Annotated in this window: 11 protein-coding genes; 6 read left to right on the plus strand and 5 right to left on the minus strand. The window is 57.5% G+C overall.

The features are described 5' to 3' along the window. Positions 1 to 91: 91 nt before the first annotated feature. Positions 92 to 2,170: a carboxy terminal-processing peptidase gene (locus RGU44_RS11820; RefSeq protein WP_322217256.1), complete on the plus strand. Its 2,079-nt coding sequence runs from the start codon at positions 92 to 94 to the stop codon at positions 2,168 to 2,170. A gap of 144 nt (positions 2,171 to 2,314) precedes the next feature. After that, a complete protein-coding gene (locus RGU44_RS11825; protein WP_322217257.1) occupies positions 2,315 to 4,087 on the plus strand; it encodes a bifunctional diguanylate cyclase/phosphodiesterase in 1,773 nt (590 codons plus the stop codon). An 8-nt stretch (positions 4,088 to 4,095) separates the two neighbouring features. Here RGU44_RS11825 and RGU44_RS11830 read toward each other — a convergent pair whose 3' ends face one another. From RGU44_RS11830 to RGU44_RS11850, 5 genes are all read right to left on the minus strand, one after another. Next, entirely contained in the window at positions 4,096 to 4,560 is a 465-nt protein-coding gene (locus tag RGU44_RS11830) for a sel1 repeat family protein (protein WP_322217258.1), read from the minus strand. Next, positions 4,557 to 4,922, minus strand: coding sequence for a hypothetical protein (locus RGU44_RS11835; RefSeq protein ID WP_219061537.1), 366 nt, complete (start codon positions 4,920 to 4,922; stop codon positions 4,557 to 4,559). The genes RGU44_RS11830 and RGU44_RS11835 overlap by 4 nt, the downstream gene beginning before the upstream one ends. Further along, on the minus strand, positions 4,919 to 5,257 hold the full coding sequence (locus RGU44_RS11840; protein ID WP_322178226.1) for a helix-turn-helix transcriptional regulator: 339 nt from the start codon (positions 5,255 to 5,257) through the stop codon (positions 4,919 to 4,921). Before RGU44_RS11840 ends, RGU44_RS11835 begins: the two co-directional genes overlap by 4 nt. Positions 5,258 to 5,401: 144 nt before the next feature. After that, positions 5,402 to 5,854, minus strand: coding sequence for a YkvA family protein (locus tag RGU44_RS11845; RefSeq protein WP_322178225.1), 453 nt, complete (start codon positions 5,852 to 5,854; stop codon positions 5,402 to 5,404). Positions 5,855 to 6,225: 371 nt separating this feature from the next. Continuing rightward, the gene (locus RGU44_RS11850; protein ID WP_219061540.1) at positions 6,226 to 6,960 is read right to left on the minus strand and encodes an FKBP-type peptidyl-prolyl cis-trans isomerase; all 735 of its coding nucleotides are present in this window, start codon (positions 6,958 to 6,960) and stop codon (positions 6,226 to 6,228) included. A gap of 783 nt (positions 6,961 to 7,743) precedes the next feature. On the opposite strand from RGU44_RS11850, the gene arnB reads away from it, so the two are divergent. From arnB to arnT, 4 genes are all read left to right on the plus strand, one after another. Beyond that, positions 7,744 to 8,892, plus strand: coding sequence for a UDP-4-amino-4-deoxy-L-arabinose aminotransferase (gene arnB / locus RGU44_RS11855; protein ID WP_322178224.1), 1,149 nt, complete (start codon positions 7,744 to 7,746; stop codon positions 8,890 to 8,892). Further along, a complete protein-coding gene (gene arnC, locus RGU44_RS11860; RefSeq protein WP_322178223.1) occupies positions 8,889 to 9,905 on the plus strand; it encodes an undecaprenyl-phosphate 4-deoxy-4-formamido-L-arabinose transferase in 1,017 nt (338 codons plus the stop codon). Before arnB ends, arnC begins: the two co-directional genes overlap by 4 nt. Next, on the plus strand, positions 9,902 to 11,893 hold the full coding sequence (gene arnA / locus RGU44_RS11865) for a bifunctional UDP-4-amino-4-deoxy-L-arabinose formyltransferase/UDP-glucuronic acid oxidase ArnA (protein ID WP_322215284.1): 1,992 nt from the start codon (positions 9,902 to 9,904) through the stop codon (positions 11,891 to 11,893). Before arnC ends, arnA begins: the two co-directional genes overlap by 4 nt. A gap of 247 nt (positions 11,894 to 12,140) precedes the next feature. After that, the gene (arnT, locus tag RGU44_RS11870) at positions 12,141 to 13,790 is read left to right on the plus strand and encodes a lipid IV(A) 4-amino-4-deoxy-L-arabinosyltransferase (protein WP_322180511.1); all 1,650 of its coding nucleotides are present in this window, start codon (positions 12,141 to 12,143) and stop codon (positions 13,788 to 13,790) included. Positions 13,791 to 13,905: the final 115 nt, after the last annotated feature.

Consider the following 13,905-nt stretch of genomic DNA (forward strand, 5'->3'; position numbering starts at 1 on the left):
GCTTTTTGCATTATGCGACCGGATCCGACGGAACCGGCGACTTCAAAGACGGCCTAATATGCGTTATCAATTGTCCCCGCGTCGAATCAGCATGAAGCATTTTTTCCCCAGCACCGCGCTTGCCTTTTTCATTGGCCTCAGCGTGTTGCCGCTGTCCGCCAATACGTTCGCAGCCAATAGCTGGGATAACCTTCAGCCAGATCGCGAAGAGGTCATTGCCAGTCTTAACGTTGTAGAGTTGCTCAAAAGGCATCACTACAGCAAACCGCCGCTGGACGACAAGCGTTCGGTCATCATCTACGAGAGCTATCTGAAGCTGCTGGACCCGTCCCGTAGCTACTTTATGGCCGGTGATATTACCGAATTAGACAAATGGCGCACGCAGTTCGACGATTTTCTCAAGAGCGGCGACCTGAATCCCGGCTTCACCATCTACAAGCGCTATCTGGATCGCGTCAAATCGCGCCTGAATTTTGCCTTGGCAGAACTGGACAAGGGCGTCGGCAAGTTCGATTTCACCGCCCAGGAAACCTTGCTCGTAGAGCGCAAGGATGCCCCGTGGGCCAAGAGTACTGCCGAGCTGGACGATCTGTGGCGCAAACGCGTCAAGGATGAAGTCCTGCGGTTGAGGATTGCCGGCAAGGAACCCAAAGCGATTCAAGAGCTGCTGACCAAGCGCTACAAGAATCAGCTGTCGCGTCTGGAGCAGACCCGCAGCGAAGATGTGTTCCAGGCCTATATCAACACTTTCGCCATGTCTTACGATCCGCACACCAACTACCTGTCGCCTGACAGTGCGGAAAACTTCGACATCAACATGAGCCTGTCGCTGGAAGGCATCGGCGCCGTGTTGCAGAGCGATAACGACAACGTCAAGATCGTGCGCCTGGTTCCGGCTGGCCCTGCCGCCAAAACCAAGCAAGTTGCCCCGGCGGACAAGATAATCGGCGTTGCCCAGGCCGACAAAGAGATGGTCGACGTGATCGGCTGGCGCCTGGACGAGGTGGTTAAACTGATTCGCGGGCCTAAAGGCTCAATCGTGCGCCTGGAAGTGATTCCGGCCAGCAATGCGCCTAATGACCAGACCAGCAAAATCGTCGCGATCACCCGCGAAGCGGTCAAGCTTGAAGAGCAGGCGGCGAAGAAGTCGATCCTCAACCTCAAGCAGGATGGCCACGACTACAAACTCGGCGTCATCGAAATTCCGGCGTTCTATCTGGACTTCAAGGCCTATCGTGCAGGCGATCCAGAATACAAGAGCACCACACGTGACGTGAAGAAACTGCTGACTGAACTGCAAGCCGACAAAGTCGATGGTGTTGTCATCGACCTGCGTAACAACGGCGGCGGTTCGTTGCAGGAAGCCACGGAGTTGACCAGCCTGTTCATCGACAAAGGCCCTACCGTGCTGGTTCGCAACAGCGACGGCAAGGTCGATGTCCTTGAAGATGAAGCCAAAGGTGCTTTCTACAAAGGCCCGATGGCGTTGCTGGTCAACCGTCTGTCTGCCTCGGCCTCCGAGATTTTCGCCGGCGCTATGCAGGACTATCACCGCGCGTTGATCATCGGTGGCCAGACCTTCGGTAAAGGCACCGTACAAACCATTCAGCCGCTCAACCATGGCGAACTGAAACTGACGCTGGCCAAGTTCTACCGGGTTTCCGGCCAGAGCACCCAGCACCAGGGTGTACTGCCAGACATCGCGTACCCGTCGATCATCGACACCAAGGAAATCGGCGAGAGCGCGCTGCCCGAAGCCATGTCGTATGACACCATCAGACCGGCCATCAAGCCTGTCGTCGATCCGTTCAAACCGTTCCTCGCGCAACTCAAGACGCGGCATGATGAGCGCTCGTCGAAGGACCCGGAGTTCGTCTTCATCGAGAACCGCTTGCTCCTGGCGCAAAAGCTGATGGCAGAAAAAACGGTTAGCCTCAACGAAGCCGAGCGTCGCGCTCAACACACCGACATCGAAGGCAAGCAGTTGGCTCTGGAAAACACCCGCCGCAAGGCCAAAGGTGAAGAGCCGCTCAAAGAGCTGAAGAAAGAAGATGAGGACGCGCTGCCAGCAGAAGACAAGACCAAACCCGAGGATGACGCCTACCTGGCCGAAACCGGGCGCATCCTGCTCGACTACCTGAGTTTGAACGCCGCTATCGCAAAAAAGTAAAAAGGCAGGATGGATGATCGTAAAATGCTGGCCATTTAGTGCTCTCTAGTGGCATTCAGTCATCAAACAGTCATCAATCTGTCGTGGAATAGAGGGGCTGAGCGCTATTGCGCTTAGCCCCTTTTTTTTTACGCAGAGATCACCATGACCGTCACTGAACAGCTGAGCGCACTGAGTTCAATTCTGGCTCAACGCGATTTGCACAGCTTGTTCCAACCGATACTGTCGCTGTCGGACCGCCGGATTCTCGGCTATGAAGCCTTGACCCGAGGCCCGTCCAACAGCCCCCTGCATTCGCCCATCAGCTTGTTCGCAGTGGCCCGCCAAGCTGGGCGGCTCAGCGAGCTGGAACTGGCTGCGCGAGAATGTGCCTGTCGACGTTTCAGCGAACAGAAACTTGAGGGCAAGCTGTTCCTCAACGTTTCGCCTGAGTCGCTGCTGGAACCGGCTCACCCGCCAGGTCGTACCCTGGAATTGCTGAACGCCTACGGCATTTCTCCCAGCCAGGTGGTGATCGAGCTGACCGAGCAGACACCCACTGAAGATTTCGAGCTGCTGTACAACGCACTGCATCACTACCGGGACATGGGCTTTTCCATCGCCATGGACGACTTGGGTGCGGGATATTCCAGCCTGCGCCTGTGGTCGGAGTTGCGCCCGGACTACGTAAAAATTGATCGACACTTTATCGACGGCATTCATCAGGATGCGGTCAAGCGCGAGTTCGTCGGTTCCATGCTGCAGATGGCCAAGGCCTCCAGAGCGATTGTGATCGCTGAAGGCATTGAACTGCCGGAAGAGCTCGCGGTGCTGATCGACATGGGCGTGGATCTGGTTCAGGGCTATCTGCTCTGTCGCCCGCAAGAACATCCACCGCGTGATGCCCGCGCGCTGTTACCCAAGCTCGATCCGACGGTACCGGCGTTGAACGAAGACGCCTGCGACCTGAGCGCTCTGCTCAACGAACAACCCGCAGTCAATCAGTCCACACCGACCGCCGCCGTCCTTGAGTACTTTCGCAAACAAGCCAACCTCAACTCCCTGGCAGTGCTGGACGAGCAGTCGCAACCCTGCGGTATCGTGCATCGGCACTCATTGTCCGAGGCTCTGCTAAAGCCTTTCGCTACCGACCTGTTCGCGCGCAAACCGATCAGCCGCCTGATGAGCGACGACTTTCTTGCTGTCGAGCTGAACCAGTCCTTGCAGCAGGTCAGCCGCCTGCTGACCAGTCGCGCCCGGCAGCGTATTGAAGAGGACTTCATCATCACCCTCAATGGCTGCTACTTGGGTCTTGGGCGGGTGATTGACGTGCTGAAACTGATCACTGAACTGAAAATACAGCAAGCTCGCTACGCTAACCCGCTGACTTTATTGCCCGGAAACGTGCCGATCCAGCAATGCCTGACCCGCCTGCTGCAACAGGGCCAGGAGTCAATGATCTGCTACGTGGATATCGACAGTTTCAAGCCGTTCAACGATATCTACGGCTACGGACGTGGCGACGAAGTATTGCTCTGCCTGGCGCAGTGCCTGAACGACCGGATCGACCCGAGCCGCGACTTTGTCGGACACATTGGCGGTGATGATTTCTTGATGGTCCTGGGCTCCGAAGACTGGCGCAAACGCCTGAATCTTTTGCTAGATGATTTTCAGAATCAGTGTCGGCGCTTCTATCGAGCCGAGCATCTGGAGTCGGGCTGTTTCACTGCCCTCAATCGTCAGGGCCAGCGCCAGGACTTCGCACTGTTATCGCTGTCCATAGGCGTCGTCCACCTGCACCCCGATGCCTGTGCGGATCTGGATGCCAGTCAACTCGCAGAAATGGCGTCACAAGCCAAGCACCACGCAAAGAACGTTGCAGGCCCCAGCGTGCACGTCATCGACACACTGGACTGCGAAGCATTTTTGGCACGCTAAATACCCAACTACCAGGTATGGGCCTGAAACGCTTTGGCACGATCCAGATCGGGGGGTAAGCCGGGGCCGCCCTGTTGGTACAACTGCGACAGTTTGATGGCCGCCAGTGGATGCCTGGCCTCGACTGCCATGCCCCACCATTGAGCGGCATCCACAGCATCAGGGGCCTTGCGTGTGTCACCCGCCAGGCTCAACACGCCGAGCTGGTAAGCCGACTTGCCATCACCCCCCAACGCGGCCAGACGCAACAGACGCACGCCTTCCTCGCGAGCACCCAAACCTTGACCGCGAAACGTCAGGATATGGCCGTAGAAGCTCTGAGCGCCAACATCTCCCAGATTCGCCATACGCGAGAATTGACCTTCGAGCCATTGCCAGCCTCGAGGTTGTTGCACGAACCACGACCAATGGAATAACCGCCGAGCCAGCAAGTAGCTCAATCGTGCTCGTAAACGCCACAGACTTGGATTCACACGCTCTCCGGATAGCTGTATTCAAAGACCCGCGCCACTTCAGAAGCATGCCATGACGCTGCGGCTACGCCGTCGGAAGGGCCCGAGAATCGCCCAAGCCGTTCGACGCATTCAAAGAAGCCAGTACGCGGCAAACGACTCGCGCCCTGACTGATCACCAACGAACTACGCAACGGCTGTTCGGCGCGAGCATCCAACGCTGCCAAGTGTTCAAGTGCGGCAGTAAGGGTAAGCATCGCGGGGCTGGGAAGTTGCAACCGCTCGAGTAAAGCACGGTAGGTCAATAGATGCCGTTGCCGGCGCGCCTGATCCAGCTCAGTCAACAGCCCTTCCCAGTGCAGACGGCTGATGCGCACACTCATGACTCACCCCCCCAGCCAGGGACACCCAATTCCCAGGCCAGGCTTCGGCGAATGGCCGCATCCGGCAATCGCTCGCCACTTTCGATCAAGTCCAGATACGACGGACTTATCCCGACTGCACGCGCCAACTGCGCAACTTCCAGGCCTTTGGCGGCGCGCAAGGCACCCAACTGATCAAAGCCGGGATGATCGACAGGCGCGACCTCAGGCGGTTGCGGCGAGTGTTGAACGGTTGTGTCCGAGATCCCGGCCGCTTTGAGCAGAGCCTGATACTGAGCCCAAGGCAAAACTGCGTACTCTGGCTCTCCATCACGTGTAATTATCTGAAGATCCATACAAACCCCCTGTAGGACTACAACACTTTGCGAGTAGGCTTTTTCCCTGTGTTGATATCTTAACAGCGGACAGAGGCACCTTGCGTCCTCTGAATCGACAAGCGACCGCTCAAGACAACGATAACCCCCATAAATCCGGGCGCTTCAGGGTTTGCGATGCTCTAGCACCAGGAGCTCCGGTGTTGCGGGCAATCGTTCGACGACGACAAGTTTCTCCGGTGCCTGCCTGGCTCGCCACGCTCGAAAGGCATTCAGCTCACTTTCCAGGCTTTTCATGACCCAAGCCAGCACTGCGATGTCATCGAGCATGCCGATCCCGGGTATCCAGTCCGGCACGGCATCGAACGGGCTGAGGAAATACATCAACCCCGCCACCACCGAGAGCATCGCCTTGGGGCTGACAGCTCGGTACTCACCGCGCCAATAGGCCAGGCACAGGGCCTGCAGCAAGCGCAGGTCATCCTTGAGCTTACCCAAACGGTCACCCTGCCTAGCGCCCTTGCGTGCAACAGCAAAGATCAAGGCTGGCAAACGCCCACGACTGAGCAAGCGCTGAGCCATGGGTAAAAAACGAATCAAATTCCAAGGTGTTTTCATGATCGCTCCCAACGGAGGTTGCAACAGGTGTCACCACTATGCTGCACAAAATGTTATCCACACAAGTTGTGGATAACCTTGTGAACAGACCCTATTTTCAGGCCTGAGACGCCCGCGCTGTAGGGCTTTGGCTCAAATCGGGCGTTTTTTACTCACATTAAAAATACGACAAATTCGTTGACTTGGGGCCTGACTGAAGTTACCCCCACCGCATTGCAGGGGGTCGCAATCGATCGTCCTACAATCTGCCAGCAATAGTCAGTCCGCTAATGGTATTACGACTGCGTCAGAGGGGATCCGTTCGCGTCCAAACGCCACAAACAACAACGCCCCGTCAAAGCGGGGCGTTGTGCTCAAACCAGTGCGCTCAATTACTTGGCGGCTGGCTCTTCAGGAGCTTCTGCTGCTGCAGCGGCAGGATCCTTGATAGCCAACAGTTCCAGATCGAAGACCAGAACGGAGTTGGCAGGGATCGTCGGGCTTGGGCTTTGCGCGCCGTAAGCCAGGTCGCTAGGGATGTAGAGTTTGATTTTCTCGCCAACGTGCATCAGTTGCAGGCCTTCAACCCAGCCAGGGATCACGCCGCTTACCGGCAGATCAATCGGGCTGCCGCGTTCAACGGAGCTGTCGAAGACTTTGCCGTCAGTTAGCTTGCCTTCGTAGTGAACAGTCACTACGTCGGTCGGCTTAGGCTGAGGGCCATCGGCTTTCTTGATGATTTCGTATTGCAGACCGGAAGCGGTGGTGGTCACTTCTTTACGCTTGCCGTTCTCTGCCAGGAATTTCTTGCCGGCGGCTGCCGACTCTTCGCTCATTTTGGCCATACGCTCTTCAGCCCGCTTTTGCAGGGCAGCAAAGGCTTCGACCAGCTCATCATCCTTGAGCTTCTGTTCTTTTTTGCCGACGGCGTCTTCGATGCCTTGGGCTACCGCTTTGGAGTCCAGATCATCCATACCTTCCTGAGCCAGGCTTTTGCCCATGTTCAAGCCGATACCGTAAGAAGCTTTTTGCGCCGGGGTTTTCAGCTCTACGTTGGTATGCGAGTCACAACCCGCGAGTACCAGACCTACCAGGGCTACCGCCGCCGCCAACCGATGCTGTTTCATACTAATTCCTTGTTCATGCGCCAATAGGGCAAACGAGTAAAGCCGCGAGCTTATCAGGCTGCCGCGATCAATGGCTACCGGCATGAGAGGCAGAAAAGTCAGATAAGTTCAGGTATCCAAACGTTTTCTTGCACCGAGTGCATGTCGTACAGCATTGGTTCAGCTGCGCAGCAAGAGCCTATTCGCCGAGCCTGATTTTTTTCGCGACCTACAACCTGGACGAAACGCTGAACAGGGCGTTGTTCATAGCGGGTTTTATTCAAATAAGACCCGCCCCGACTTGGCCCTGTGTCGACTCACCTCAAGAACACAACAGCACTGGACACTATGAATGCTCAGGACTGGCCGTCAGTGCTGAATAAAAAGCAATTGCACTTACATAACCCCGACGCTCCAGGGCTGGCGACTCGACGCGCATACGGACCAACGCCATGACGAGCAAACTCGACCCTGCATTTGTAAGCCGATATTTCTTGCAAAAAACTCACTGATTTCATACCGTTAGTCTTGGGGAACCTATTATCTTTGCGCTTGGCACTACGAGTAGATGTTACTGAGTGACTTTGCGGAAATCCCACCTTCAAAAGCAACTTGATGACGTGATAGACGTGTGTATATACCTCGACCGCAAGCACGCTTCTAAATCCACGCTCGCCCGTTGGGTGCTCAACAGCTACGTCTGATGAGCGTGCAAGCGATTTCAATGAAGTAAATGCAGAGTTCGGCTTTCTGCATAAGTTGTTAGTATATGTACATAAGACACGCTGCCCACGTAGGAATGCCATGAGCCAGAGCTTTCTCCCCTTTTCCCGCCCGAGTATCGGTGACGAAGAAATTGCCGCCGTCGAGCAGGTTTTACGCTCCGGCTGGATTACCACAGGCCCGAAAAACCAGGAGCTTGAACAGCAATTTGCCGAACGCGTGGGCTGTCGTCACGCCGTCGCGCTCTCGTCCGCCACCGGCGCGATGCATGTCACGTTGCTCGCCCTGGGCATTGGCCCTGGCGATGAGGTGATTACCCCGTCGCAAACCTGGGTGTCCACCGCCAACATGATCTGCCTGCTCGGCGCGACCCCGGTTTTCGTCGACGTCGATCGCGACACCCTGATGACTGACCTCGCCGCCATCGAAGCCGCCATCACCCCGCGTACCAAAGCCATCATCCCGGTGCATTACGCCGGGGCCGCCTTTGATCTGGACCCCCTCTACGCACTGGCCGAGCGTCACGGCATCATGGTGATCGAAGATGCCGCTCACGCAGCGGGCACCCTTTACCGGGGACGTGCGGTCGGCGCGCAAGGCACTGCCATTTTCTCGTTCCACGCGATCAAAAACATGACCTGCGCCGAAGGTGCGATGTTCGTCAGCGATGACGAGAACCTCGCCAACCGGGTCCGCATGCTCAAGTTTCACGGGCTCGGCGTGGACGCCTACGACCGCATGACCCATGGCCGCAAACCGCAGGCGATGGTCATTGAGCCAGGGTTCAAGTACAACCTGGCCGACATGAACGCCGCCATTGCCCTGGTGCAGCTCAAGCGCCTCGACGAGATCAATGCCAAGCGCGAGGTCCTGGCCCAGGCCTACCTCAAGCGCCTGGCAGACTTGCCGGTCCAGCCGCTTCTGCTGCCAAGCTATCCGCAGCAGCACGCCTGGCACCTGTTCATTCTGCGCATCGATGCCGAGCGCTGTGGCTTGGACCGCGAGGCGTTCATGAAAGGCTTGCAGGAGCAGAACATTGGCACCGGCATTCATTTTATCGCCACCCACCTGCACACCTATTACCGCAAGCAGTTCCCGTCGGTCCAGTTGCCCAACACCGAATGGAACTCGGCACGCCTGTGCTCGATCCCGCTGTTTCCCGACATGACCCTCGACGACGTCGAGCGCGTTGCGTGTGCTATTGAAACCACTCTGGAACGAAGCCTGTGAAACCTTATCCGATTCAGTGCGTTTCGATCGTCATCCCGGTCTACAACGAAGAGCAGAGCCTGCCTGAGTTGTTGCGCCGCACCGAAGCGGCCTGTGCACAGTTGCACCATGAATTCGAAATCGTTTTGGTCGACGACGGCAGCCGCGACAACTCTGCGCAAATCCTTCAGGACGCCTCGGAGCGTGAAGGCAGCTCCATTGTCGCGGTGATCCTCAATCGCAACTATGGCCAGCACGCGGCCATCATGGCCGGCTTCGAGCAATGCAAAGGCGATGTCGTCATCACTCTGGACGCCGACCTGCAAAACCCGCCGGAAGAAATTCCGCGCCTGGTTGCCCAGGCCGAGCTCGGCTACGACGTGGTGGGCACCGTGCGCAACAACCGTCAGGATTCAGCCTGGCGTCGTTGGCCGTCGCGCTTGATCAATCTGGCCGTGCAACGCTCCACCGGCGTGGCCATGAGCGACTATGGCTGCATGCTGCGGGCGTATCGACGCACGATCGTCGACGCCATGCTGGCCTGCCGCGAGCGCAGTACGTTCATCCCGATTCTGGCCAACAGCTTCGCCCGCCACACCACCGAGGTGCTCGTCCCGCACGCCGAGCGCGAACATGGTGATTCGAAATACAGCCCGATGCGCCTGATCAACCTGATGTTCGACTTGATCACCTGCATGACCACCACGCCCTTGCGCCTGCTGAGCATCCTCGGCTTCAGCATGGCCTTTCTCGGCGTGCTGTTCGCCGTGTTGCTCATCGGTTTGCGCCTGATTTTCGGCGCCACCTGGGCTGGCCACGGCACCTTTGTTTTGTTTGCTGTGCTGTTCGTGTTCACCGGCGGCCAGTTCATCGGCATGGGACTGTTGGGCGAATACCTGGGCCGCATGTACAGCGATGTCCGGGCCCGCCCGCGTTTTTTCATCGAAAAAGTGCTGCGCAGCCCGTCCGCGACGTCCGCTGTAAATGCTAACAGCTCACACCCGTCTTCATCTTCCACTCAGGTCACGTTATGAATCCTAAAGCTGTCGTCTTTGCCTATCACGATATTGGTTGTGCTGGCATCGAAGCCTTGCTCAACGCAGGCTATGAAATCGCTGCCGTGTTTACCCATGCCGACGACCCGAAGGAAAACACCTTCTACGGTTCCGTCGCGCAATTGTGTGCACGCAAAGGCATTCCGGTGCACGCCCCGGAAGATGCCAACCATCCTCTGTGGATTGAGCGGATCAGCAAACTCAACGTCGACTACCTGTTCTCCTTTTATTACCGCCATCTGCTGGGCGAGCAATTGCTGGCCTGCGCGAGCAAAGGCGCCTTCAACCTGCACGGCTCCCTGCTCCCGCATTATCGCGGCCGCGCCCCAGCCAACTGGGTCCTGGTGAATGGCGAAACCGAAACCGGCGTGACCCTGCACCGCATGGTCAAGCGCGCCGATGCCGGCGCTATCCTGGCTCAACAGCGTGTGGCCATCGAACGCTCCGACACCGCCCTGACCCTGCACACTAAGTTGCGCGACGCCGCTGCCAACTTGTTGCGCGACGCATTGCCGCTGCTGGCCCAGGGCAAGTTGACTGAAACCGCCCAGGACGACACCCAAGCGTCCTACTTCGGACGCCGCACCCCGGCCGATGGCCTGCTGGACTGGAAGCGCCCGGCCGAACAGCTGTTCAACCTGGTGCGCGCCGTGACCCAGCCTTACCCTGGTGCTTTCTGCCCGGTTGGCGAACACAAACTGATCGTCTGGAGCGCCGACGTCGTTGCCGGCAATGAAGGCATCGCCCCAGGCCGAGTGATCAGTTCCGATCCCCTGCGCATCGCCTGTGGCGAAGACTCCCTGGTGATCACCGCCGGTCAGCGTGGCGACGCCGGGCTGTACCTCAGCGGCCCGCAACTGGCCCGCGAACTGGGTCTGGTCGAAGGCTCGCGCATGGTCGGCAGCGAGTCGGCACGTGCCGTGCGTCGCACCCGTGTTCTGATCCTCGGCGTCAACGGCTTTATCGGTAACCACCTGTCCGAGCGCCTGCTGCAAGACGACCGCTACGAAATCTATGGCATGGACATCGGTTCCGACGCCATCGACCGCCTGCGCAGCCACCCGAACTTCCACTTCGTCGAAGGCGACATCAGCATCCACTCCGAGTGGATCGAATATCACATCAAAAAATGTGATGTCGTGCTGCCGCTGGTGGCCATCGCCACCCCGATCGAATACACCCGCAACCCGCTGCGCGTGTTCGAACTCGACTTCGAAGAAAACCTGAAGACCGTGCGTTACTGCGTGAAATACAACAAGCGCGTGATCTTCCCGTCAACCTCCGAAGTGTACGGGATGTGTACCGACCCGAATTTCGACGAAGACACCTCGAACCTCATCGTCGGCCCGATCAACAAGCAGCGCTGGATCTACTCGGTCTCCAAGCAATTGCTCGACCGGGTAATCTGGGCTTATGGTCAGAAAGGCCTGCGCTTCACCCTGTTCCGTCCGTTCAACTGGATGGGCCCACGCCTGGACCGTCTGGACTCGGCGCGGATCGGCAGCTCGCGTGCCATCACCCAACTGATCCTGCACCTGGTGGAAGGCACCCCGATTCGTCTGGTCGACGGCGGCGCACAAAAACGCTGCTTCACCGACGTGGCTGACGGCATCGAAGCCCTGGCACGCATCATCGAAGACCGCGATGACAAGTGCAACGGCCAGATCATCAACATCGGCAACCCGGACAACGAAGCCAGCATCCGCCAGCTGGGCGAAGAACTGCTGCGTCAGTTCGAAGCTCACCCACTGCGCTCGAACTTCCCTCCTTTCGCCGGTTTCCGTGACGTCGAAAGCCAGTCGTTCTATGGCACCGGCTACCAGGACGTGACCCACCGCAAGCCAAGCATCGATAACGCTCGCCGCCTGATCGACTGGACCCCAACCATCGAACTGAGCGAAACCATCGGCAAGACCCTCGACTTCTTCCTGCGTGAAGCAATGCTCGAAATCGCGGATAAACGCTGAGGTTACTCTTCAACATAAAGCAGGAAAGCATGAGGCGCCATTTATGGCGCCTCATGCCCTTTAGTGACGGGTTGGACTATCAGCGCTGGAACTTCGACTCATTCAGTCCAGCGCTGAACGTCTTCAGCCTACATCCCTAAGTACAAGGATTTCTCATGGGCGACTATTTCCGTCAATTGCTGGCTGTGGCACATCAGCAAACCAGGCTCTTTCAAACCAGGAGCCACTGGCAGGGAGCTCAACGGTCATGATTAAACGCTGGGGCATACCTCTTCTGTTACTCGCCTTTGGCCTGTTTTATCTGCTGCCATTGCCCTTTCACGGCCTCTGGATTCCAGACGAAACCCGCTATGCACAAGCCAGCCAGGAAATGCTCCTGAGCGGCAACTGGGCGGCGCCACACTTCATGGGCCTGCGCTACTTTGAGAAGCCCGCCGCCGGCTATTGGATGATCGCCATCGGCCAAGCGGTGTTTGGAGAAAACCTGTTCGGCGTGCGCATCGCCTCGGCCCTGAGCCTGGGGCTGAGTACCCTGCTGACTTACCTGATGGCTCGTCGCCTGTGGAATACCCCGCGCAAGAGCTTCACCTGCGCCACGATATACATGAGCTTTGGCCTGATCGTCGGACAGGCCGGCTACGCCAACCTTGATCCGCAGTTCACACTATGGGTCAACCTCAGCCTGGTGGCCTTGTGGTATGCCATCGACAGTACCGCACAGCGGGTAAAACTGGCCGCCTGGGCGGTACTCGGACTGGCCTGCGGCATGGGCTTCATGACCAAGGGCTTCCTGGCCTTCCTGCTACCCGTACTGATCGCCCTGCCGTACATGATATGGCAGCGTCGACTCACTGAAATGATGCGCTATGGCTTGTTAGCCGTGCTGGTCGCCGTACTGGTCTCGCTGCCCTGGGTGCTGACCGTACACATGCGCGAACCCGACTTCTGGTCATTCTTTTTCTGGCACGAACACATCCGCCGATTTGCCGGAGACGATGCGCAACACGCTCAACCCTGGTGGTTCTACTTACCGTTACTGATAGTCTCCAGCCTGCCTTGGGCACTGGCGCTGCCAGGGACTTTCAAGCATGCATGGCAGACAAAAAGCCAGCCAAAAATCGCATTTCTGTTGCTCTGGCTGGTGTTGCCACTGGCTTTTTTCAGCCTGAGCCGAGGAAAGCTACCCACCTACATCATGCCGTGCCTGCTGCCCTTAGCACTGCTGATCGGCCACACGCTGACCGGCTGGCTTGAGCAAGCCAGAACGGGGATAATCCGCGCTAACGGGCTGCTGAACCTGGCCCTTGGCCTGATTACGCTACTAACGGTGACTTACCTGCAATTCAAGCAGCCCATCTATGACAATGAGCCGCTTCATCTGACTTTTGTGCTCATTGCACTGGGGATATGGAGCATCGCCAACGCCCTGCAAGTCGCCAGACCATCGACCCTTTTTCTGGCGCCCGCAGTCGGGATGCTGGCGCTGGTCGCCTTGCTGCCTGCAGCACTGCCCAACACAATTATCTACAACAAGACACCTGACGTATTCATCTCCGAGCATGCCCAGGCACTTCGCGAGACCCGCTCGCTCTTGAGCAATGAGCTGGGGGCAGCCTCTGCCTTGGCTTGGCATACCGCACGCCCGGACATAACGTTGTACAACACCGTCGGTGAGACCCAATATGGTTTCACCTACCCTGACGCCAAGGGCCGCGCCGTGACATTAAGTACTGTCCAGCAATGGATGACCCAGGCTCGTCAGAAAGGCTCGGTCGGCGTGGTTATGCGGGTCAAAGATGACGGCGAAAGGCATGAAGTCGATCTACTGCCCAAAGATGGGAAGCGTTATGAACAGGGCAACATCGTGATTTTTATCTTTGCCCAAACGACACCATGACTGTATCCATTGCCGGAAGCCCGTTCTAACGCCTTCAATGACCATTTCCCAGTATTAAAGACGCGCTGAATGACCTTGGTCATTCCGCGCGTGATGACTATTAAATTACGACGCA

The organism is Pseudomonas sp. 5C2, from assembly GCF_034314155.1.
Lineage (GTDB): Bacteria > Pseudomonadota > Gammaproteobacteria > Pseudomonadales > Pseudomonadaceae > Aquipseudomonas.

Bases quoted from the DNA above. Each gene is read 5' to 3' on its own strand.
- RGU44_RS11820 (WP_322217256.1), top strand. From the start codon at position 92: ATGAAGCATTTTTTCCCCAGCACCGCGCTTGCCTTTTTCATTGGCCTC.
- RGU44_RS11825 (WP_322217257.1), top strand. From the start codon at position 2,315: ATGACCGTCACTGAACAGCTGAGCGCACTGAGTTCAATTCTGGCTCAA.
- RGU44_RS11835 (WP_219061537.1), bottom strand. From the start codon at position 4,922: ATGAGTGTGCGCATCAGCCGTCTGCACTGGGAAGGGCTGTTGACTGAG.
- RGU44_RS11840 (WP_322178226.1), bottom strand. From the start codon at position 5,257: ATGGATCTTCAGATAATTACACGTGATGGAGAGCCAGAGTACGCAGTT.
- RGU44_RS11845 (WP_322178225.1), bottom strand. From the start codon at position 5,854: ATGAAAACACCTTGGAATTTGATTCGTTTTTTACCCATGGCTCAGCGC.
- RGU44_RS11850 (WP_219061540.1), bottom strand. From the start codon at position 6,960: ATGAAACAGCATCGGTTGGCGGCGGCGGTAGCCCTGGTAGGTCTGGTA.
- arnB (WP_322178224.1), top strand. From the start codon at position 7,744: ATGAGCCAGAGCTTTCTCCCCTTTTCCCGCCCGAGTATCGGTGACGAA.
- arnA (WP_322215284.1), top strand. From the start codon at position 9,902: ATGAATCCTAAAGCTGTCGTCTTTGCCTATCACGATATTGGTTGTGCT.
- arnT (WP_322180511.1), top strand. From the start codon at position 12,141: ATGATTAAACGCTGGGGCATACCTCTTCTGTTACTCGCCTTTGGCCTG.